Origin of the sequence: Cryobacterium arcticum, assembly GCF_001679725.1 — a bacterium.
GTDB lineage: Bacteria > Actinomycetota > Actinomycetes > Actinomycetales > Microbacteriaceae > Cryobacterium > Cryobacterium arcticum_A.
On record NZ_CP016282.1, the window covers coordinates 1,442,316 to 1,462,447 of the forward strand.

Genomic DNA, 20,132 nt, shown 5'->3' on the forward strand with positions numbered 1-20,132 from the left:
GCGACATAGTGAGAGTGGTGATCCGACGATCATCCAGACCCTCCGGCCTGACCTTCTCACCTGGCGACCTGACCGTTAACGTGAACCCATGCATGCCGACGACGTCGTCAACGAGCCCCGAGGCGAAATCCGGGCCATCGTGTCCTCCTGGGCGGGTACACCCGCATTCCTCTGCGACCGTCACCTCACCGTTGTGGTGTCCAACAACGCGGCACGAGCCCTCTCAGCTGCGTTCTCGGAGGGAGTGAATCTGGCTCGATTCACCTTCCTGGAGCCCGGCATCGACCGGGACCAGCCCGGGTACGACGCGGCGGCTCACCAGGTGGCCGCTTTACTTCGGGTGTCGTTGAATCAGCACCGCGCCGACGATGCCTCCTTCCGTGGCATCGTTGGTGACCTGTCCGTGATGAGCATGGATTTCGCCACCGCCTGGGCCGACACCTCGCTTCCGGCTCAGGCGAGCGGTGTCATCGACTTCGCGGACACACCGGAGGGACTCATCCGCATGGCCTACCAGGTGCTGCACGTGCCGAACAGCGATGGTGATGCCCTCATCGTGTGGGGAGCACGAGACACAGAGTCGAGCCAGTCGTTGGCTCGCCTGGTGAAGGCGTCGACCGGCTCGTAGCCGTCTACCGAATCGGCCAGCCCTGCAGCGGCCCCCGTACCGGGCGACCGGTCAGTTTCGTTTCCCTGATGTGAGTGAGCAACTCGTGGGCGCGTGTGCCATCGGCCACCGGCCAGACGGTCATGGAAAACCCACCCGGCACCTCAAGGATCTGCCACGGAAATGTCACGAGCTCGCTTCCGTCGACGCTGATGGGCACTGTCCCTTCGGTCATGGGCCGCGCATCATGATCGATCCACATCTGACTGAAAAGGGGGCTGTCAACCGCGAGCTGGCCAACGATCTCCCGAAGCCTGGGATTGTCCGGATCCGCGTTGAAGCGCAGAGCGGCAACGGTGCTTCGGGCGATATCGACGAAATCGGCGTTGTCCGGAAACAGGGTGAGGGCCCCGAAGGCGCTGATCGCGATGTTGTCGCCGTACCAGGCATAGCCGGGGCTCAAATAGTCGGCCATCTCGTTGATGGCCACGATGTCCTGATTGCTGTCGAAGACGTAGGCCGGCACGTTCGACCAGCTCGAGAGCAATGTCAGCACGTGCTCGCTCAGCGGCACAGGCGTTCGACTGGAATCCACCGAGGAAGGGCTGGGGCGAGCAATCCGGAAGAAGTATGCCCGCTCCGTCTCGTCAAGCCTGAGGGCGACAGCCAAGCTGTTGAGCACCTGATCGGACATCTGGTGTCCTTGACCCTGCTCGAGGCGCACGTAGTAATCCCGGCTGATGCCGGCCAACTGGGCGACTTCTTCGCGCCGAAGGCCCGGAGTCCGTCGATTGTCGAGGGAGAACCCGAACGAGGCAGGATCCAGCCGTACCCGCCTACTACGCAGGTACTGTGCAAGAACCGGTGTTCGGGAGGTCACAGGCGCCCTATCTGAGTCGGCTAACGGAAAAACGTTATCGCATCGCCAGGGAGAAAACCGCTGCCATCCATGCGGTATCGAGGGCTTGCGCCGAGGCGGATGAGCGTCGCGCCGAATTCGGACAGGTGTAGTACCGCTGAGGCACGCCCCGACCGTACGGTGGACACAATCGTTCACCGAGCACACAAGGAGGGTACGAGATGGACAACGTCGAGGATTACATCAGGCCAGGTGTGCCGCCGTCCGGTTCGGGATGCGTGGAATGCGACGAAACCGGCAGTTGGTGGCTTCATCTTCGTCGATGTGCTTTGTGCGGGCACATCGGGTGTTGTGATGACTCGTTGAACAAGCATGCGACGGCGCACGCTCACAGCAGCGGGCATCGCGTCATCCGTAGCTACGAACCCGAGGAAACCTGGTTCTGGGACTACGGAACGAACACCTTCCTTGACGGCCCGGAGCTGGCCCCACCGTTGAGCCACCCACGATCACAGACGGTGCCGGGCCCGCAGAACCGAGTTCCGACCAACTGGCAACGGCTCCTGGGGTCATGAGCGCACCCGTCGCTGGGGGAGGCCAGCGCATTCGTGTCTTCGAGCACCCCTACGGGCGGCACGCCTTTGCAATCCGCGACTACCTCACTCGAAGTGGTATCCCGTTCGAGTCGATCACGATCGAGACGGACGAAGAGAGCGTGGCGCATCTCGGGACCGCTCTCGCGAGCACTCCTCTGCCAGTGGTCGTGTTTCCGGATGGGGCTCGGATAGACGACCCGACACCAGCGCGAATCGCCGAGCACTTCGGGTGGATCAATCGTCCACGCCGCAGCTCTTACGACGTCATCGTGTTCGGTGCAGGACCAGCGGGGCTCTCAGCGGCTGTATACGCTGCATCGGAGGGGCTGGAGGTCGCCGTCATCGAGCGGGACACCGTGGGCGGCCAGGCCGGCTCGAGCAGTCTGATCGAAAACTACCTCGGGTTCTCTCACGGCATTTCCGGTGCGGCGCTCGCCGAGCAGGCAAAGGAGCAAGCGATCGCATTCGGCGCCGAGTTACTCGTCATGCAACACAGTTTGAGTCGAACATTCGGCGACCATCTGATGCGAGCCGAACTCGCAGATGGCTCGGCGTTGACTGCCCGCGCGGTGATCTGCGCCACCGGCGTGCAGTGGCGCCGACTCGATCTGCCATCGGAGGACGTGCTGTACGGATCAGGAGTGTATTACGGCGCCGGGACCAGCGAGGCCGCCTCATGTGCCGGCGAGCACGTCTATGTTGTCGGTGGAGCGAATTCGGCCGGTCAGGCCGCCATGAACCTCGCGGCGCACGCGGCGCGGGTCACCGTGCTCGTGCGCGGGCCATCACTCTCGGCAACGATGTCGGCCTACCTGTTGCGACGACTGCTGGCCGCCCCCAACATCGAGATCCTCGTGAACACGAGCGTCGCGGCGCTGGAGGGGGACGGACGGCTCCGCGGACTGACCCTCATCTCCGATGGAACCACAACCAACGTCACGGCCAATCGGTTGTTCATCTGTATCGGCGGTCGTCCGAACACCGAATGGACGAACAAGACGTCTGTGGCGACGGATGAACGAGGGTTCCTGCTCACGGGCACCGATGTGACGGCTGAGCACCTTCTGCACTGGCCGCTCGAGCGCCAGCCCCTGTACCTCGAAACGAACCAGCCCGGCGTGTTCGCGGCGGGGGACGTGCGGGCCAATTCGATCAAGCGCGTTGCTTCGGCGGTCGGGGAGGGGGCCATGGCGGTGGCTCTGACACACCGATATCTGGCTGAGACTTTCGGCTAGGCATCGGTCAGACGTGCGGCCCGCCTAATTATCCGCGCAGGTTCACGGCTTCACCGGTGGTGCGGGCTCCGGGTCGTCGCTCATGGCGTCGAGAAAAGCGGCGCTTGGAGCGAAGAACGTGGATCCCGTGACCGCAGTTGAGAAGTCCAGCAACCGGTCGTGGAGCCCCGGCGGATCTCCGATGAACATGCGTTGAAGCATGTGCTCGATCACCCAGAGATGGCGCGAATAGCCGATGAAATAGGTGCCGAACTCGTGTGTCGCCGGGCTGCCGAACGGCATGTTGTCGCGAAGGATGCCGTGCTCAACGCCGTCCACCGTGATCGTGGCGAGTGTCTTATGTGATTTCTGCCCTGAGTCGGCGTCCTCGAGCTCGATGTTGTCGGCCTTGGTCCGGCCCATAATCGCTTCCTGCTGCTCGGTGGTCAGAGTCCGCCACTCTGCCAGAGGGTGAGTGTATTTCTGCACGACGATGTAGCTCCCTCCGGCGAACGTCGGGTCCTCCTCGCCCACCAGCGTTACCTCCCGAAGTTCTTGCCCCACGGGGTTGGCCGTTCCGTCCACGAATCCGAGCAGGTCACGTACATCGAAGTACCGAAAGCCGACCGTCTCGTCGACCACCCGCACCGACCCGCTGAAGAGATCCATGACCTGGCGCTCGAACTCGAAGCATAGGTCGCGTCTGTCGGCTCGGATATGGAGCAGGATGTCGCCCGGGGTCGATGGAGCGTTGTGGTGCGCGCCGGTGACGGGCCGGAAGGAATGGAGCTCCCGTGGGAGTGGACTGCGAGTGACCTCGACCCAGGTGCGAGCGCCAATGCCGACTGTGCAGGACAGAGCCGCGTCGAGGTCGCGAAACGCAACGTTCTTGAGGATGTCCGAGATCGCGGCCAGCGTCGCGCGAACATTCTCGACCGCACCGGGAACGTCTGTCACCGACAGCACAAGAAAGACGGCCGTGCTGCTCAGCGGCGCATCCACACTCTGGGATTCGATCGGGACACGTCGCGACGACACGCTCATACGGCGGCCCGACCCAGAACGGCGGGACTCTCGCGGCGTGACTCTGCGGGAGCTGCAGCGGCCGGGACCGCGGCCCCGTTCCACAAGCGCAGGAGCTTCAGGGCCAGATGCAAGGTGCTGCGTTTGAGGCCATCCCCCAAAGCCTCGCGCACGATCTCGGGCATGCTCTCGAGTCGGTAGTACAGCGTCGTGCGATGGATGTGCAGTGTTGAACAGGCGCTTGCCACGTTGCATCCGGAATCGAGGTACGTCTCAACGGTCAGCCTGCGCATGGGGTCGGAACGCCAGAGTTCGTTCGCTGCGGGAGACGCCGAGATTATGAGTTCTGGGTCCCCGCCTATCGCGTGCAGTAGGCGCCAAGCCCCAAGATCTTCCGCCCGGTTCGAGGGGAGCGTGTCTCCGAGCTGGAGGACGATCTCGGCCGTGGTCCGAGCTTCGTCAATGGCCCGCATCAGATCGTCCTCCTCGGAGCGGAGGGCGGCCGAGCCGATGGCTGTGACCTGGACCCCTGGGGGTGTCAAAGAGTGAACCCATTCTTCGATGGGAACGTCGGCCCTGCGTTCCGACGTCACGAGGATGTAGCCGCCGACGTCCATGAGGACAACCGTGTGATCCCGACCATTCAGCGTCAACGCTCGCTCGAATTCTTCGAGCGAGCCGTTCTCGATGGCATCGACAAGGAGCGCTCGAACGCGCACATCGCCGTAGGAATCGATCCAGTGTCGCGAGCGCGCCGTGCGAAGCGCGTGCCGGCGCCGTTCACGGTGGTGACTGTGCAGGTCAAGCAGCACGAAGTGGCGGTCATCCTTGACGTTCCGTAGTGAATCGAAGGCGTTCTCAGTACCGGCAACACGGTTCATCAGGACCTCCACTTGGTTCATGCGGTAGTTGTACCGCCCAAGGTAAGCGAGGAGGCCGGTCGCGCGCGTGGCCCTCCGAGAGCTACCTTCGTCGGACAGCGCAGGCCGTGGACGCTGACGGCGCGGGTCGAGGTCATTTTCGATAGCTGAAGTGCTTGCCGGTCTGTCCGGTTGCTCCGAACACGAGGAACGTCTGTCGAATGCTCACTGGGTGATCTCCGTGGGGTCGATGGTGACAACGAGCTTGGTTGCAGAGACGCCCGTGCGGAGTGCCGTCAGGGCCCCAGGCACCCGTTCGAGTCCGCTGCCGACAATCGTCGGATCGGGTGCCGGCCGGAATTGTCCGCTGCTGAGTGCGACAGGAAGGAAGTCCCGGAAGATGGCTGGGCCGACGGGGGTCTGCACGGGAGTGCCGCCCCAAATGCTCGTCACCCGGATGCCGCGCACGCGTGCGAGGAGTGCCCGTGAGCGGGTGAGCGGGTCGGGGTAGGCGGACGCTATGTGCTTCGTGCCGGAGGTTCGGGCGACGATACGCAGGGCGTGGGTGAGCGCCCCGCTTCCGATCGCCATCGTGCCGGCCAGGTCGCGATGCCCGATCGCTTCCACAATCTGACGATCCACCTCCGCGTCGCGGTAGTCGAAGACGGCCTCCGCTCCCAACGACCGCACGAAGTCGTGATTTCGGCGCCCGGCTGTGGCGATAACCGTGTAGCCGCTGGCTCGCGCGAGCTGCACAGCGTTGCTGCCGACACTCGTCGAGGCGCCCCACACGAGGACTACGTCTCCACGAGGCGACGGCGACGAGGTCGGAAGCGGCAGGGCAAGCTGGTCCTTCTCGTACAACCCCGCGGCCGCGGTCGAAAGCCCGAGCGGCAGAACCGCGGCTTGCTCGAACGTCACGGTGTCGGGCAACTCGGCACAGACCCGCTCGAGCATGGTGACGTACCGCTGGAAGCCACCCTCTTCGGAACTGTTGCGGAGCCGCTCTTGTCCGGCTGCGTAACCAACGACTCGGTCGCCCACCTGGAATCGTGTCGTTCCGTCGCCGACCGCGGCGATCTCACCGGCCACGTCGCTGCCCAGGACGGTCGGGTACCGCACCCACGGAGTCACAAGACGACGGAATGGCCCGGTGATCGCGTCCACGGGGTTCACCGCGACCGCGCGAACTCGCACGACGACCTGTCCCGGACCCGGTGTGGGCAGGGTCGACGTTCGAACCTCAAAACGTCCTCGAGTATCGAGAAGCCAGAGCGCTTCGTTCGCTGCGTTCACGTTGGTGCCGCTCACGGGCGCAGCGCCGGCGGCTACCGCGGAATCTGCTGGGTGGCTGTTTGCCGGTGACATGTGTGGCTCCTCTTCGTGTAATGACATCTCGTGTCATCATATGGCTCATTACACGTCGTGTCATCACGTACACTCGTTTTATGCGATGGGCCCCAGATGCACGCGGCCGTCTCCAAGGAGCGGCGCTTGAGCTGTTCTCCGAGCAGGGCTACTCCGCGACGACCGTTCCCCAGATCACCGCCCGGGCTGGCCTGACGACGAGAACGTTCTTCCGCTATTTCGCGGACAAACGAGAAGTGATCTTCGGCGGCGATGAGATCCCGGAACGCGCCGCCCAGCTGATCTCCGAGGCCCCCGCCGGCCTGGAGCCCATGGACGTGATCCGACTCGTGTTGCACCGGGTTGCGACCGAGCAGTTCGAGGAGCATCGGAAGCAGACTGCGGCGGTGCGCGCAATCATCCACTCGAACGACTCGCTCCGCGACCGGGATGCTCGCAAGCGCGACGACCTCGTCCGGGCCGCTCGCACCGCCTTCATCGAGCGCGGCGAGTCGCCCCTCCGGGCCACCGTTGTCGCGGAGCTGGGCATCCTCATTTTCCAGGTCGCTCTCGACGAATGGGCGATCGATGAAGAAGCACGGTCGATGACGAGCGTCGTCGACGCCGTCATGACCCTGGTTGCCGCGGTTTCTCTCTGACCTGGCCCGCCTCGGACGCTGGGGCTCACCTTGTGAAGTTCAGCCGGTGCGGGTGAAGACGCCGAGAGCTCTGGCAGCGCGGCGAGCCGATCGGCGGGGTGGATCAGCCGTGAGCGCCGCTTCTCGCGCTGATGAGACAGGGCGTCACCCTCGACGCGGCCTCTCGCAGGCTCGGGATCAATCCGCGAACGGGTCGGCGTCGCATTGCGGCGGCGATGGAGCAGTACGGCGTGTCGACATTGTTCGCCTTGGATGTGGCGTGGGCCGCTGACGGGAAGCCCACCGCACGCTGAGCGGTGGCCTCGGCTTACTGAATGCGCCGACGGCACCGAGGGCGGCAGCCCATGCTGTGCACCGCGAAGATGGTGGTCGTCGACAGATCGTCGACTGCTCAGCCGCCGAACCGCAGGAGCCTGACGCCGTGGGCCTCCACCTCGAGAGACAGGGATCCGTCGACGACGCTGAGGAGCTCGCCGGCCCACACGTCATACGCCTCGCCCCAGCCGGAGCACCAAAGGTCGGCGAGGGACCGGCCCGTGCGGCGACTTCGGCGAACGACGTTCCCACGGCAAACGGTAGAACACCTCGGTCTCGTAGCGCTGCAGGACGGGAAGCCGGCGCTGCGGCCGTGCCGAACGCGCCCACTCCACGTCGTTCGCGATCACCCGGCGCACGTGAGTGTGCATGCCGTCGAGATAATGGCGCGCACCTTCTCCTCGATCTGCTGGTGGTGGTTCTCGCCCCAGACGAGAACGTTCACGGGGAGTCGGATGTGGTCATGACGGGTCCTTCTTCATTGAGGGGGTCTGGAAAGCTGGCGAGCCATCGGTGGCTGGCCCGGTCGTTGCGGTCAACCGGCTCTCGTCGGCAGCGCTGCGCTCGACGGCGTCCAGCACCTGCTGCACCTGCACGGCCTCGGCGAAGGTTGGCGACGGCTGGGTTCCCGCGGCTATCGCGGTGATGAGATCGACAACCTGGTGGGTGAACACGTGCTCGTAGCCGAGGCCGTGCCCGGTCGGCCACCAGGCGCCGGTGTAGGGATGGGACGGCTCGGTGACCTGGATGCGCCGGAATCCCTGAGCATCCTCGGGGTCGGTGCCGTCGTGGAACTCCAGCTCGTTCATGCGCTCGAAGTCGAAGGCCACGGAGCCGCGCTCGCCGTTGATCTCGATCCGGTTGGCGTTGCGGCGGCCGAGCGCCATCCGGGTGGACTCGAAAACGCCCAGGGCCCCGCCGCTGAACGTCGCGGTGAAGGCGGCTGCGTCGTCGACCGTGACCGGGCCGCGTTCCGCTCCGTCCTCGGCGCGACCGCCGAGCCCGGCCTGATGAGCCAGAACCGGACGATCGGTGACGAAAGTGCGGAGCATGGCCGAGACTCCATCGATGCTCTGCCCGGTCAACCACTGGGCGGTGTCGATACTGTGTGCGCCGATGTCGCCCAGGGCACCCGAACCGGCCTTCTCCTTGTCGAGCCGCCAGGTGAGTGGCGCCTCGGAGGAGCTGAGCCAGTCCTGGAGGTACTGAGCGCGCACATGCCGGATCTGCCCGAGCCGCCCCTCCTCGATGAACCGTTTGGCCAGAGCGAGGGCTGGCGTGCGGCGGTAGCTGAAGCCACACATCGCGAAGACGCCCGATTCGGCCGCGATGACGGCCGCATCAGCCATCTCGATGGCCTCGGGCACCGAGCGTGCCAGCGGCTTCTCGCAGAGGACGTGTTTTCCGGCGCGCAGGGCCGCGATCGCGATCTCGGCGTGCTGGTCGCCCGGTGTGCAGATGTCGACGAGGTCGATGTCATCGCGGGCGATCACCTCCCGCCAGTCGATCGACCATTCCTCGGCCCCGAGGTTCTCCGCGGCCGCCCGGGCGCGACCCTCGTCGCGACCGACGACCACCGCGAGTACAGGCTGGAGCGGGAGAGGGAAGAAGTGCGGCGCGGTTCGCCAGGCCTGGGCGTGGGCGCGGCCCATGAAGGCGTGACCGATCATCGCCACGCGCAGACGAGGAGCTGCGGGCGGGCTCGTCTGCTGCTGCGGGGGAGTCGTGGGGACTGAGTCGTGGGCCATTTCAGGCACCGCTTCCAGCGGTGACGGCCGTCGGTCGGGCCCCGGTTGTGGTCTGCAACGGCACGATCTCGGGCCGATCCGCGGTGCTGTCGATCGGGATGACCGCTTTCTCCTGGCTGGAGCGCAGGATGGCGTCCATGATCTCAAGCACGTGCAGCGCGAGTCGACCGGATGCGCGGTGGGGGCGGTTCTCCGTGATGGCGTCTGCCATGTCGGCCAAGCCGACTCCGCGGCCGGTGTCGATGTAGCCTGCGGAGTCGGGAACCGGCTCCCAGTCCCCATCACGGACGGCGGCCTCGACCGCATCCGAGAACATGTTCGGGTCGGGAACGGTGATGGTGCCCTCGGTGCCGTAGACCTCGAACTTGGATGCGCGGCTCTTCCACACCTCGAAGCTCACCGTGACCGTCGAGGTGACTCCGTTGGCGTGTTCGAGCAGAGCGCTGACATGGGTGTCGATCGACACCGGCAGGGGCGTGCCGGCGCGGGGGCCGGTTTCGATCGTGCGGGCCCGGGAGGAACGTGTGGCGATGCCCGTCACCCGGCTGACCGATCCGAAGAAATGGATCAACGCAGTGAGGTAATAGGGGCCCATGTCCAGCAGTGGGCCGCCACCGGGCTGATAGTAGAAGTCAGGCGCTGGATGCCAACGCTCGTGCCCGGGAGCGGTCCACTGCACCTGCGCGGCGATAGGTTCGCCGATGACGCCCGAGTCGAGGGTCTGCCTGGCCGTCTGGATGCCGGTACCCAGAACCGTGTCCGGGGCGCTGCCCAAGCGGAGGCCGAGCTCCTCGGCGAGTTCCACCATGGGCAGAGCCTCCGCGGGAGTGAGACCCAACGGCTTCTCGGCGAAGACGTGTTTGCCGCCGCGTAGCGCCCGGGTGCCGATCTCGACGTGCGCCGCGGGGATCGTCAGGTTGAGCACCGCGTCGACCTCGGGGTCGCTGAGCAGCTCGTCGACAGTGAGTGCGCGCACTCCGTACTCCTCGGCGACCTCCCGGGCGCGCTGCTGATTGAGATCGGCCACGGCGACGAGCCGCAGGCCGGGGAATGTCGGAAAGTTCGCGAGGTACTGCTCACTGATCTTGCCGACTCCGACGATGCCAACGTTCAGCGGGACGCCCACAGCAGCCCCCGTTCGATGATGGTCTTCACGTTGGTGTCCTGGAGGATCTCGACGCGGTGACCCGGGGTCGAGACGAAGATGCGCCCCGAGCCCCACTGGCGGGTCCAGATCGCGGGAGAGGTCACCGGTCGGGTCCACGGATCCCAGGGACGCACCGCTTGAGTGGTCGTGGCCAGTACGTCGTTGTAGTCGTCGTGCAGCACCCAATACTGCTCGGTGACGAGTTCGAAGTCGGTGATGCCCTGGGTGATGGGATGATCTGCCGCGGCTGCGGTCATCTCGATGAAGTGGGGCACATAGTTGTCCGACTGCTCGCCCGAACGCTCGTCGGGGTGCCGGCCGGGGTGCGCGGCGAACTGGCCGCCGATGAGCTGGAGATAGTCGGAGTTGTTTCGGTAGGAGTCGGCGATGCCTCCGTGCCAGCCGGCCAGGCCGGTGCCGTTTTCGATGGCAGCCCGAAGACCCAGGAACTCCGGTCCCTCGATGCTGGTCATGGTGTTCGCCTGCACGATCAGGTCCACCGTTCGCAGGTATTCTTCGTCGGCGTAGACGGCAGTGGACCCCTCCACACGTACCTCGAAGCCGTTCTTCTCGAGGAAGGGAATGAAGAGCTCGGTCGCCTCAACCGGCTGGTGCCCGTCCCACCCCCCTCGGACGACAAGTGCTTGTTTCAACTGGGCAGCGGGCGGCGTACTGGTCATCATTGTCCTTGGTGTACTGGGTGGATTGTGCGCGCATTTCAACATCGGCGCAAAAAGACTTGCGCAAGTTTTTGTGTAGCAGAGAATTCGGAGCCAGCCTACAGCGGGCAATCGCAGCGAATCAAGAGTGATTTGACATTGGTTGGATCATTATGTTGCGCAACTTGGGGCGGCTAGGATGGTGGCATGACCACACCGGATCCGACAGTCAAGCCCACGATGGCTCGGATCGCCGAGCGCGCGCGAACGAGTGTTCCCACCGTTTCCAAAGTGCTCAGTGGGGGTACCGACGTCTCGGACGCAACGCGGGTGCGAGTGATGCAGGCCGCCCACGATCTGGGGTACCGCCGGCGGCCCCGGCTGGGGCAGGTCGCCGAGGATCCCCACGGCGCCCGCATCGTCGATGTCGTCGTGGGGCACCTCGGGGGCAGCTGGATCGGCCCGGTACTTGGCGGTGTCGAGGACGAGGCCGATCGGGCCGGTGTCGACCTGGTCCTGACCCGTGCACGGCCGGACGGCGGTTGGGTGGGCAAACTGCTCCGCCGTCCGTCCCTCGGTGTGATCCTGGTTCTGGTCGATGCGTCCGCGCCACAACTCCACCTGTTGACGAGCGCCGGGATGCCCGTGGTCGTCGTCGATCCCCGCAGTCCGACGCCGGCAGACGTGGCCAGCGTGGGTGCCACGAACTGGGACGGCGGGCGGATGGCCGCCGAGTACCTGCTCGGTCTCGGCCACACCCGACTCGGCGTCGTCGCGGGCACCAGGTCGCATCTCTACAACCGCGCCAGGATCGACGGCTTCACGAGTGCCCTCCGCACCGCCGGCGTCGAGATGGCGCCCGACCACCTCGTGTACTGCGATTGGGACCGGCTGGGCGCGCGGTCTGCCGCGGGCGTCATGCTGGCCGACGTGACCCGACGGCCCACGGCGGTGTTCGCCTGCTCCGACATGATGGCTCTCGGCGTCTACGACGCGGCCGATGACACGGGGTTGCGTGTGCCGGATGATCTCAGCGTCATCGGCTTCGACGATGTGCAGGAGTCCGCGTGGGCGACCCCGCCGATGACGACGGTCCAACAACCAATCACCGACATGGGCGCCGCTGCTTTCCGGATGCTGCAGCAGGCGTCACCCCCGGCGAACCCGTCGTCGTCCGACTGGACGGCGTCGAGGATCGAGCTTGAGACGCGCCTGATCCGGCGTCATTCCGTGGCCCGCATCCCGTCATCCGGTGTGCCCGGCTAGTTTTCTGCGGCGAATTCGTGCAGTTTGGCGAACCTGTCCTCGATCAGCCAGCGTGTGTCGAGAGCATCGCAGGCCCGGATGAAACCATCTGTGCGCCCCGGTTCGCCCGCTGTGCCGATCAACAACTTCCCTGAGAACCGGGGCGCGATACTACTGTTGCCGTATGCTCACAAACGATCCGTTGCCCAACCGCCCCGCTCCGGATAATCCGTCCGGCAAGCTGATTCTCGTGCGCCACGGGGAGACTGAGTGGTCGAAGAGTGGCAAACACACCGGGCTCACGGACGTTCCGCTGACTGCCAGGGGAGAGGACCTTGCCCGCGGCGCCGGCTCGTTGGTGGACGGTTACAGTTTCTCGCTCGTGCTGACCTCGCCGCTGCAGCGTGCCCGACGCACGGCTGAACTCGCCGGCTTGAAAGCCGAGGTTGATCCGCTTCTCGTGGAATGGGACTACGGCGGATACGAGGGGCGCACAACGCGCGAGATCCGCCGCGAGCTCGGCTACAACTGGAGCGCCTTCACCCACGGCGTGATTCGTGGAGAGACCCCCGGTGAGACGGTCGAGGAAGTCGCCGGCCGCGCCTCGAGGGTGCTCACGCGGGTGCTGCCTGCGATGGAGACGGGAGATGTCGCCCTGGTCGCGCACGGCCATTTCCTGCGTATCCTGACGGCCGTTTACCTGAGAATGGCCCCTCGTTTCGGCGCCCAAATCACCCTGGATGCCGGATCGGTTTCCGTCCTCAGCTTCTACCGCGAGCAGCCTGCGATCTTGTCGTGGAACTACGGAGCCGAACTGCCCATGGTGCCGTCGGAGTCCTGAGGCCTCCCGGGGTCGAGAGACGAGGGGCACACGTGGCGGAATTCGCAAATGCCTCTGGAGGTGCATAGTGCGAGCTTGGCTGATCACCGGACTGATGACGGTATCAACGCAGCCCTAGAAGCTGGGCCACGTTCACGGCTCCCGCCGGGCCGTGCGCCACAGCCCGAATGCGAGCGGCACCGCGAGCCAGACCACGAGGGAGACGGTCAGGCGAGGCCAATCATCCGCGGTCATCGCGCCCATCATCAGCACGTTGAGGGTCTGGTTCACGTCGAGCCATTCTGCCGGGCCGCGCAGCGATTCGATCGTGAGGGTCAGCACCGTCCACACGGTCGGCAGCGCGAGATAGGCCACGATCGCCACGGGCGTGCTCAGGAACGCGAGCCCGAACGCGACGCCCTGCCACACGAGCAACACCAGCGCGAGCCCGCTGCCGGCGACGATGCCCCAGTCGAGCGCCCAGGACCCGTCGCCGCCCTGCCACACAATGCCCACCAGGTTGAGCACGGCCCTGACGGCAAAGGCCACCGCCATCACGATGAGGCCCAGCGCACCCGCCGAGGCGAGCTTCGCCAGGTTCACCCGGGTGCGCCGGGGTTCCAGGGTGAACGTCGTCAGCGCCGTGCGGGCCGACCACTCGCTCGTGGCGGCCATCACGCCGATCAGCGGCAGCAGCAGCAACTGTCCGAGCGACGCCGACTGGCTGAGCGACGTCCAGGTGAGGGCTGCCGCATCCGCGGTGAACAGGGTGAGCGCGATGAACCCGCAATTCACCAGGGCGATCGCCACGAGAAGCCACACGCCGGCCCGGGTGTCGAGCTGTTTGCGCAACTCGACCGCGCAGAGCCGCAGAAAGGGGATGCCGCCGGTGGCGGGGCGGAGGCCGGTCGGCTGCGGCCGGGAGGCGCTTGACCTCATCGCCCGGGAGGGCCCGCATGTCGTGCTGATGGACATCCGGATGCCGCGCCTGGACGGACTCGAGACCACCCGATCGCTGACCGCGCGCGGCGACCGGGCCCGGGTGATCGTCCTGACGACCTTCGACACCGACGAGCTGGTGCTCACCGCCCTGCGGCACGGCGCCGTCGGGTTTCTGTTGAAGGACACCCCGCCGTCCGACATCGTCGACGCGGTGCGCCGGGTCGCCGCCGGGGAGCCGACCCTATCGCCGAGCGTGACGGCGCAACTGATCGCGACCGTGACCAGCGGCAGCGACGGACGGCGGCAGCGCGCGAGCCTGTTGCTGGGTCGGCTGACCGAGCGGGAACGCGAGGTGGCCGTGTCGGTCGGGCACGGCCTGTCCAACGCGGAGATTGCGGCGCAACTGTTCATGGGCGTGGCGACGGTCAAGACGCACGTCGGCCATGTGTTCGCCAAACTCGAGGTGACGAATCGGGTGCAGGTCGCCCGCACCGTGCACGATGCGGGGTTGATGGGGGAGTAGTCCCGACGGCGGGCTGGTCAGGCTCGGCAGTTCACGTCAGCCGCGACCGGCCCAGGGGTCGTAGTCGACCTCGAGGGGGCCCTGGTCGGGCCGGAGCTCCTCGGGGACGTGCTGCAGGTTGATGCGCACCCGGTACCAGAGCGAGCTCGTGCCGCGCATCGCGTCTACCAGCACGTCTGCGGGTTCGAGGCACTGGACGACCTCCGGATGCCGGGCCCGCCAGGCTTCGAGACCGGCAATGGCCTCCTCCTTGGTCTTCGCCCGGGCGAGCTCGATCAGCGGCATGCTTGAGCGGCGGCGACCGGACCCATCGGATGCGGCCGGCGCCTTCTCGGCGGGCCCGAGCCGCGAGGCGAGAGCAAGCAGCGCATCGAGGCTGCCGGCGGCGTCGTCGATGCCGGCTGCTACATCGCCCCGGTCGTTGAAGCGCTGCAGCACGGTGGCCACCGTGAATTCCTCGGGGCGGCGGGTACGCACCTCATCCCAGCCGAGCGGTGTCGACACGCGCGCGTCGGGCAGGGCGCGCACCGAGTAGGCGGACGCGACGGTGCGGTCCTTGGCGTTCTGGTTGAAGTCGACGAACACGCTCTCGCCGCGTTCCTCCTTCCACCAGTGCGCCGTCGCCAGCCCTGGGGCCCGATTCTGCACCTCGCGAGCGAGGGCCTCGGCGGCGAGCCGCACCGCACGGTAGTCCCAGCGGGGTTCGATCCGCACGTTGACGTGCAGGCCGCGGGAACCGCTGGTCTTCGGCCAGCCGATCAGGCCGTGGCCGGCGAGCACGTCACGCACGACGAACGCGACGTCGACGATCTGCGCCCAGTCCACCCCGGGCATCGGGTCGAGGTCCACGCGCAGTTCGTCGGGGTGATCGAGGTCCCACGCCCGCACTGGGTGCGGGTTGAGGTCGATGCAGCCGAGGTTGATCACCCAGGCGAGCGCGGCGGCGTCCGTCACCACGACCTCCTCCGCCGAGGTGCCGGAGGCGTAGTGCAGGGTGGCGGTTTCGATCCACTCCGGCCGTGACTCGGGCGCCCGTTTCTGGAAGAACGCCTCCCGAGCGATGCCCTTCACGAAGCGTTTGAGCACCATGGGCCGATCGATCGCGCCGCGCAGCGCGCCGTCGGCCACCGCGAGGTAGTAATCCACCAGATCGAGCTTGGTGAGCCCGGGCTCGGGGAAGACGACCTTGCCTGGATGGCTGACCCGCACCTCCCGCCCGTTGATCTCGAGGGTGGTCGAGTCGTTCCTGGCCGCGTTCATGCGGGGGATGCTACGCGCGGAGCCGGCACCAGGGGAGGGAGCGGCCAATGCGCAGTCCCGCCGGTCGAGGAATATGATCTCGCCATGGATGCCACGGAGATCGGCAAGACCGACAAGCAGAGGCGAGCCCCCGACAGAACCGCACCGGGCGACGCAGCCTGGACCCTCCCGGAGGCCATGACCGGCCGGGCAAGCCCCGCGAAAGCGGCGGTCGGCGACAAACCGGTCTTCGCCTACATCGCCAGCCTTCCGCAGCCGCAGCGCGGCATCGCCGAAGCGGTGGATGCCCTGGCGGCCAAGACGCTGCCCAACCTGCAACGCTCGGTGAAGTGGGGCATGGCGTACTACGGCGTGGGCGACGGATGGTGCTTCAGCTGCGGCGGATTCGCCGGCCACGTCAAACTCATGTTCATCAACGGCACGGCCCTCGACCCGGTACCGCCGGTGACGCCGATGGGGATGGGCACGTCGACGCGTGGCGTGGAACTGGAGTCCGTGGCCGACCTCGACGACGCACTGGTCCGTGCGTGGATGACCCAGGTGACGTCGGTGCCGGGTGTCGGGGGTAAGAAGCGGTGACGCCGAGTTCCGGCGCCGGCCGTTTTGAGCGTCGCCACCAGGACCACATTCCCACTGCAGAAGAGCCGTCCGTGCCGGAGCTCGAGGTCGACCAGACCGTCCCGCCGCGGCCGGAAGAGGAAATCGCCGACGTCGGGCGTGCGCAACCCGACCTCGAGGATCACAGCGAGCACCGAGTGAAGATATCCCCGGCGCCCCGGGCGAAATAGTCACAACCTCGACGGAGGCGGCGGGGCTGGCCCCCGTCGGCGGCCGCGACCTCCGTGCGGCCCGGATCGGCCTGGAGCGAAAGTCGCCGATCCCGGAACGAGAACGCGGTCGGAGGCCGCTCAGGCATTCTCGAGCTCGGCAATCACGATCTTCTTCTGCTGCATCATCACCTGGACCTGCTCGGGCCGGCGGGTCAACTCGCCCATGTTGGCGGGGATGATCTGCCAACTGAGACCGAACCGGTCCTTGCACCAGCCGCACTGCTCGGACTCGGGCGCATGGGAGAGCAAGGACCAGTAGCGGTCGATTTCCTCCTGGTCCGCGCAGGAGACCACGAACGAGATCGCCTCGGTGAAGGTGAACAACGGCCCGCCGTCGAGGCAGACGAAGTCCACACCGTTCAGACGGAACCGGCCGTTGAGCACCTTGCCGGCCATCCCGGCGAAATGATCGTCGAGTGACTCGTCGGGATACTCCTCGATCGAGAGGATGCGAGAGTTCGGGAACACTCCGACGTAGTACTCCATCGCCTCGCGGGCCTGATTGTCGAACCACAGGCACGGCTGGATGGGTGCGAGCTCGGCCATGAGAATCTCCTCACTGTTGGGACTGGTGGGACCGTTCTAATCGTCCAAGCTATGCGGATGCGGCGACTCAGGCGAGGCCGGACGTCGCCGCGCCACTGCTTCCCGACGTCGTTCGGGGCACACTGGTGGCGTGAACGGAATCCCTTGGGTGCTGCACGTCGATCTCGATCAGTTCATCGCGGCGGTCGAGGTGCTGCGGCGTCCGGAGCTGGCCGGCCTGCCGATTATCGTCGGCGGGCGGGGTGACCCCACCGAACGTGCAGTCGTGTCGACCGCGTCCTACGAGGCCCGGGCATTCGGTGTGGGGTCCGGTATGCCGCTGCGCATCGCGGCCCGGAAGGTACCCGACGCGGTGATCCTGCCCGTCGACGCGGAGGAGTACCTGGCGGCATCGGAGACGGTGATGGGCACCCTGCGCGCGCAACCGGGCGCCACCGTGCAGGTGTTGGGCTGGGACGAAGCGTTTATCGGCATCAGCACGGATGATCCGGAAGGCTACGCCCGGCACCTGCAGGCCGCGGTTCTGGAGCGAACCCGGTTGCACTGCAGCGTGGGCATCGGCGACACCCTGGTGCGGGCCAAGGTCGCCACCGGGTTCGCCAAACCGGCCGGTGTGTTCCGGCTCGTCGCAGACAACTGGCTCGAGGTGATGGGGGAGCGGCCCACCCGGGAGCTGTGGGGTGTGGGAGCCAAGGTGTCGGGCCGGCTGGCCAAGCTGGGCATCCACACCGTCGCTGAGCTCGCCGCGAGTGACCCGGCGGATCTGGTGCCGGAGTTCGGGCCCAAGATGGGGCCGTGGTACGCCGAACTCGGCCGTGGGGACGGCACCAGCGTGGTGGACGACACCCCGTGGGTGGCCCGGGGGCACAGTAGGGAGATCACCTTCCAGCAGGACCTGACCGAGCCCGCCCAGGTCGACGAGGCCGTTCGGGAACTGACCGCGCGGGTGCTGGAGGATGTCGGGGCCGAAGGGCGGCCCGTCATCGGGTTGACCCTCAAGATCCGGTACGCGCCGTTCACCACCACGACCCGGGCGAGGAGGATTCCCGCCACCACTGACGAAACCGAGATCCTCGCTCGGGCGCTGGACCTCGCCGCGGAGATCGAACCGGGCCGTCCCGTCCGGCTCCTCGGGCTGCGCGCCGAGATGGCGATGCCCGACGACGCCCGTCAGGGGCACACGCCGACCCGTGGCGGCTGGTGACAGCTCGCTGGTTCGTGCACGCCCAACCGCCGCGGTTGCGGCGGTTGGGTGCGCCCCGACTAGCCGAACGGAACCGAGCCGACCAGCACGCCCACGAGCAGCATCACCAGCGAGACCACACAGGCGCGCCAGAGCACCTTCTTGTGGTGGTCGCCGAGGTTGACGCCGGCGAGGGAGACGAGCAGGAGGATGGCCGGCACCAGCGGGCTCTGCAAGTGCACGGGCTGACCGATGATCGAGGCGCGGGCCATCTCCACCGGATCGATGCCGTAGGTCGCCGCACTCTCGGCGAGCACGGGGAGGATGCCGAAGTAGAACGCGTCGTTGGACATGAAGAAGGTCATCGGGATGGAGAGCACGCCGGTGATCACCGCGAGGTATTCGCCCATCGAGGCCGGCACGACCTGCACGACCCAGTCGGCCATGGCCGTGACCATGCCGGTGCCGTTCAGCACGCCGACCAGGACACCGGCGGCGAGCACCATCGAGACGACGCCGACGATGCTGGGGGCGTGCGCGACGATCTCGTCGGCCTGGCTGCGCAGCTTCGGGAAGTTGATCACCAGAGCCAGCGCGGTGCCGACCATGAAGATGTAGGCCAGCGGCATGACGTCCAGCACGAGCAGCACCATGACGGCAACGGTCAGGGCCAGGTTCACCCAGATCAGCTTGGGCCGCAGCGTCGGCCGGTCCGCGCTGAGCATGGTGTCGGCCATCGCGGTGTCCCGCTCGTCCTCCAGCACCAGCTGCTCAGCCAGGGTCGTCTGCCCGGCCGGCATCCGCTGGCCCGGGCGCACCGTGAGGATGCCCGTGGTGGACAGAGTGGCGGCCGCGCCGGGTCGCACATCCGTGCCGCGCACGACGCGGTTGCCGCCGAAGAGCTTGCGCCCGAAGCTCTGCGTGGCCGACGGTGTGGCATCCGCCTGGGCGGCGGGGGAGTACTCGAGTGAGCCGATGCGCTTGCGCTCGCTCAGCCCGAGGAACCAGGCGAACGCCAGCGCGATGACGAGGCCCGTGGCCAGGGAGGGCAGCATCGGCACGAAGATATCGGTCGGCGAGACGCCGAGCGCCGACGCGGCTCGCACGGTGGGGCCACCCCACGGCACGATGTTGAGAGTGCCGTTCATCAGCCCTGCCACGCAGGTGAGCACCACCGGGCTCATGCCCAGGCGCAGGTAGATCGGCAGCATCGCCGAGGTGGTGATGATGAAGGTTGTGGACCCGTCGCCGTCGAGCGAGACCGCGCCGGCCAGGATCGCCGTGCCCAGCACCACCTTGGCCGGGTCGTTGCCGAGGAAACGGGTGATGAACCGGATGAGCGGATCGAACAGTCCGACATCGATCATGATGCCGAAGAACATGATCGCGAACATGAGCAGCGCCGCGGTCGGGGCGAGATCGCCGATCGACTCGATGATCATGTCGCCGAGACCCAGGCCGGCGCCGGCGAAGAGGCCGAAGATCGTGGGAACGAGGATGAGGGCGACCATCGGCGTGAGCCGCCTGGTCATGATGAGCACCATGAAGGTGAGGATCATGGTGAATCCGAGTATGACGAGCACATCGACTCCTTTGTCTATGTCTGGATAATGCGTGTGTCTGGATGCTGCGGCCGAGTCGGGCGATCCCGCTCGGCGGTCTCCGCCGAAGCGGATGAGTGTGAAGCCTAGACAGACCACACACGCCGCAGCCGGTATCTCGCTTTGCTGCACGTATTGCGCATATCGT

At 66.6% G+C, this 20,132-nt stretch carries 20 protein-coding genes; 9 read left to right on the plus strand and 11 right to left on the minus strand.

Features of this window, described 5'->3' with window-relative positions; all coding sequences use genetic code 11:
• Window positions 1-88 precede the first annotated feature (88 nt).
• Entirely contained in the window at window positions 89-628 is a 540-nt protein-coding gene (locus tag PA27867_RS06360) for a hypothetical protein (RefSeq protein WP_066594533.1), read from the plus strand.
• Window positions 629-632: 4 nt separating this feature from the next.
• Here the strand turns inward: PA27867_RS06360 and PA27867_RS06365 are convergent, their stop codons facing one another.
• On the minus strand, window positions 633-1,673 hold the full coding sequence (locus tag PA27867_RS06365) for a helix-turn-helix transcriptional regulator (protein WP_084020789.1): 1,041 nt from the start codon (window positions 1,671-1,673) through the stop codon (window positions 633-635).
• A gap of 14 nt (window positions 1,674-1,687) precedes the next feature.
• Here PA27867_RS06365 and PA27867_RS20215 point away from each other — a divergent pair, with 14 nt between their 5' ends.
• The gene (locus PA27867_RS20215) at window positions 1,688-2,041 is read left to right on the plus strand and encodes a UBP-type zinc finger domain-containing protein (protein WP_084020791.1); all 354 of its coding nucleotides are present in this window, start codon (window positions 1,688-1,690) and stop codon (window positions 2,039-2,041) included.
• Window positions 2,038-3,297 (plus strand): FAD-dependent oxidoreductase, encoded by a 1,260-nt coding sequence (locus PA27867_RS06370; protein ID WP_066594535.1) that lies wholly within the window; start codon window positions 2,038-2,040, stop codon window positions 3,295-3,297. Before PA27867_RS20215 ends, PA27867_RS06370 begins: the two co-directional genes overlap by 4 nt.
• A gap of 42 nt (window positions 3,298-3,339) precedes the next feature.
• Here PA27867_RS06370 and PA27867_RS06375 read toward each other — a convergent pair whose 3' ends face one another.
• From PA27867_RS06375 to PA27867_RS06390, 3 genes are all read right to left on the minus strand, one after another.
• Window positions 3,340-4,320 carry a Dyp-type peroxidase gene (locus PA27867_RS06375; protein ID WP_066594536.1) on the minus strand — a complete coding sequence of 327 codons (981 nt, stop codon included), beginning with the start codon at window positions 4,318-4,320 and terminating at the stop codon, window positions 3,340-3,342.
• Window positions 4,317-5,201, minus strand: coding sequence for a helix-turn-helix domain-containing protein (locus PA27867_RS06380; RefSeq protein ID WP_084020793.1), 885 nt, complete (start codon window positions 5,199-5,201; stop codon window positions 4,317-4,319). Before PA27867_RS06380 ends, PA27867_RS06375 begins: the two co-directional genes overlap by 4 nt.
• A 183-nt stretch (window positions 5,202-5,384) precedes the next feature.
• The gene (locus tag PA27867_RS06390) at window positions 5,385-6,527 is read right to left on the minus strand and encodes a zinc-binding alcohol dehydrogenase family protein (protein ID WP_084020795.1); all 1,143 of its coding nucleotides are present in this window, start codon (window positions 6,525-6,527) and stop codon (window positions 5,385-5,387) included.
• Window positions 6,528-6,607: 80 nt separating this feature from the next.
• On the opposite strand from PA27867_RS06390, the gene PA27867_RS06395 reads away from it, so the two are divergent.
• Window positions 6,608-7,165 (plus strand): TetR family transcriptional regulator, encoded by a 558-nt coding sequence (locus PA27867_RS06395; protein WP_066594544.1) that lies wholly within the window; start codon window positions 6,608-6,610, stop codon window positions 7,163-7,165.
• A gap of 776 nt (window positions 7,166-7,941) precedes the next feature.
• Here PA27867_RS06395 and PA27867_RS06400 read toward each other — a convergent pair.
• The 3 genes from PA27867_RS06400 to PA27867_RS06410 all read right to left on the minus strand — a co-directional run bounded on the left by PA27867_RS06400 (window position 7,942) and on the right by PA27867_RS06410 (window position 11,058).
• Complete coding sequence (locus PA27867_RS06400; protein WP_066594545.1) at window positions 7,942-9,150, minus strand: Gfo/Idh/MocA family protein; 1,209 nt, start codon at window positions 9,148-9,150, stop codon at window positions 7,942-7,944.
• Window positions 9,151-9,229: 79 nt separating this feature from the next.
• The gene (locus PA27867_RS06405; RefSeq protein WP_066594547.1) at window positions 9,230-10,354 is read right to left on the minus strand and encodes a Gfo/Idh/MocA family protein; all 1,125 of its coding nucleotides are present in this window, start codon (window positions 10,352-10,354) and stop codon (window positions 9,230-9,232) included.
• Window positions 10,339-11,058 carry a ThuA domain-containing protein gene (locus PA27867_RS06410; protein ID WP_420480691.1) on the minus strand — a complete coding sequence of 240 codons (720 nt, stop codon included), beginning with the start codon at window positions 11,056-11,058 and terminating at the stop codon, window positions 10,339-10,341. Before PA27867_RS06410 ends, PA27867_RS06405 begins: the two co-directional genes overlap by 16 nt.
• Before the next feature lie 183 nt (window positions 11,059-11,241).
• Between PA27867_RS06410 and PA27867_RS06415 the strand changes: the two genes are divergently transcribed.
• Entirely contained in the window at window positions 11,242-12,300 is a 1,059-nt protein-coding gene (locus PA27867_RS06415) for a LacI family DNA-binding transcriptional regulator (protein ID WP_066594549.1), read from the plus strand.
• Window positions 12,301-12,463: 163 nt separating this feature from the next.
• Window positions 12,464-13,120 carry a histidine phosphatase family protein gene (locus PA27867_RS06420; RefSeq protein WP_066594551.1) on the plus strand — a complete coding sequence of 219 codons (657 nt, stop codon included), beginning with the start codon at window positions 12,464-12,466 and terminating at the stop codon, window positions 13,118-13,120.
• A 132-nt stretch (window positions 13,121-13,252) separates the two neighbouring features.
• On the opposite strand, the gene PA27867_RS20225 is transcribed toward PA27867_RS06420, so the two are convergent.
• Window positions 13,253-14,038, minus strand: coding sequence for an ABC transporter permease (locus tag PA27867_RS20225; RefSeq protein WP_066594557.1), 786 nt, complete (start codon window positions 14,036-14,038; stop codon window positions 13,253-13,255).
• A gap of 28 nt (window positions 14,039-14,066) precedes the next feature.
• Here PA27867_RS20225 and PA27867_RS06430 point away from each other — a divergent pair, with 28 nt between their 5' ends.
• Window positions 14,067-14,564, plus strand: coding sequence for a response regulator transcription factor (locus PA27867_RS06430; protein ID WP_335582793.1), 498 nt, complete (start codon window positions 14,067-14,069; stop codon window positions 14,562-14,564).
• 36 nt (window positions 14,565-14,600) lie between these two features.
• Here PA27867_RS06430 and PA27867_RS06435 read toward each other — a convergent pair whose 3' ends face one another.
• Window positions 14,601-15,824: a DNA polymerase domain-containing protein gene (locus PA27867_RS06435; protein WP_066594562.1), complete on the minus strand. Its 1,224-nt coding sequence runs from the start codon at window positions 15,822-15,824 to the stop codon at window positions 14,601-14,603.
• Between the two features lie 84 nt (window positions 15,825-15,908).
• On the opposite strand from PA27867_RS06435, the gene PA27867_RS20230 reads away from it, so the two are divergent.
• On the plus strand, window positions 15,909-16,403 hold the full coding sequence (locus PA27867_RS20230; RefSeq protein ID WP_208857307.1) for a DUF1801 domain-containing protein: 495 nt from the start codon (window positions 15,909-15,911) through the stop codon (window positions 16,401-16,403).
• Between the two features lie 329 nt (window positions 16,404-16,732).
• Here PA27867_RS20230 and PA27867_RS06450 read toward each other — a convergent pair whose 3' ends face one another.
• Window positions 16,733-17,200: a VOC family protein gene (locus tag PA27867_RS06450; protein WP_066594565.1), complete on the minus strand. Its 468-nt coding sequence runs from the start codon at window positions 17,198-17,200 to the stop codon at window positions 16,733-16,735.
• A gap of 148 nt (window positions 17,201-17,348) precedes the next feature.
• Between PA27867_RS06450 and PA27867_RS06455 the strand changes: the two genes are divergently transcribed.
• A complete protein-coding gene (locus PA27867_RS06455; RefSeq protein WP_066594566.1) occupies window positions 17,349-18,404 on the plus strand; it encodes a DNA polymerase IV in 1,056 nt (351 codons plus the stop codon).
• A 59-nt stretch (window positions 18,405-18,463) separates the two neighbouring features.
• On the opposite strand, the gene PA27867_RS06460 is transcribed toward PA27867_RS06455, so the two are convergent.
• The gene (locus PA27867_RS06460; protein ID WP_084021383.1) at window positions 18,464-19,942 is read right to left on the minus strand and encodes an SLC13 family permease; all 1,479 of its coding nucleotides are present in this window, start codon (window positions 19,940-19,942) and stop codon (window positions 18,464-18,466) included.
• Between the last annotated feature and the right edge of the window lie 190 nt (window positions 19,943-20,132).

Bases quoted from the DNA above. Each gene is read 5' to 3' on its own strand.
- PA27867_RS06370 (WP_066594535.1), top strand. From the start codon at position 2,038: ATGAGCGCACCCGTCGCTGGGGGAGGCCAGCGCATTCGTGTCTTCGAG.
- PA27867_RS20225 (WP_066594557.1), bottom strand. From the start codon at position 14,038: ATGAGGTCAAGCGCCTCCCGGCCGCAGCCGACCGGCCTCCGCCCCGCC.
- PA27867_RS06420 (WP_066594551.1), top strand. From the start codon at position 12,464: ATGCTCACAAACGATCCGTTGCCCAACCGCCCCGCTCCGGATAATCCG.
- PA27867_RS06450 (WP_066594565.1), bottom strand. From the start codon at position 17,200: ATGGCCGAGCTCGCACCCATCCAGCCGTGCCTGTGGTTCGACAATCAG.
- PA27867_RS06460 (WP_084021383.1), bottom strand. From the start codon at position 19,942: ATGATCCTCACCTTCATGGTGCTCATCATGACCAGGCGGCTCACGCCG.
- PA27867_RS06390 (WP_084020795.1), bottom strand. From the start codon at position 6,527: ATGTCACCGGCAAACAGCCACCCAGCAGATTCCGCGGTAGCCGCCGGC.
- PA27867_RS06435 (WP_066594562.1), bottom strand. From the start codon at position 15,824: ATGAACGCGGCCAGGAACGACTCGACCACCCTCGAGATCAACGGGCGG.
- PA27867_RS06410 (WP_420480691.1), bottom strand. From the start codon at position 11,058: ATGATGACCAGTACGCCGCCCGCTGCCCAGTTGAAACAAGCACTTGTC.
- PA27867_RS06360 (WP_066594533.1), top strand. From the start codon at position 89: ATGCATGCCGACGACGTCGTCAACGAGCCCCGAGGCGAAATCCGGGCC.
- PA27867_RS06400 (WP_066594545.1), bottom strand. From the start codon at position 9,150: ATGATCGGTCACGCCTTCATGGGCCGCGCCCACGCCCAGGCCTGGCGA.
- PA27867_RS06415 (WP_066594549.1), top strand. From the start codon at position 11,242: ATGACCACACCGGATCCGACAGTCAAGCCCACGATGGCTCGGATCGCC.
- PA27867_RS06375 (WP_066594536.1), bottom strand. From the start codon at position 4,320: ATGAGCGTGTCGTCGCGACGTGTCCCGATCGAATCCCAGAGTGTGGAT.
- PA27867_RS06395 (WP_066594544.1), top strand. From the start codon at position 6,608: ATGCGATGGGCCCCAGATGCACGCGGCCGTCTCCAAGGAGCGGCGCTT.
- PA27867_RS20230 (WP_208857307.1), top strand. From the start codon at position 15,909: ATGGATGCCACGGAGATCGGCAAGACCGACAAGCAGAGGCGAGCCCCC.
- PA27867_RS06380 (WP_084020793.1), bottom strand. From the start codon at position 5,201: ATGAACCAAGTGGAGGTCCTGATGAACCGTGTTGCCGGTACTGAGAAC.
- PA27867_RS20215 (WP_084020791.1), top strand. From the start codon at position 1,688: ATGGACAACGTCGAGGATTACATCAGGCCAGGTGTGCCGCCGTCCGGT.
- PA27867_RS06430 (WP_335582793.1), top strand. From the start codon at position 14,067: ATGGACATCCGGATGCCGCGCCTGGACGGACTCGAGACCACCCGATCG.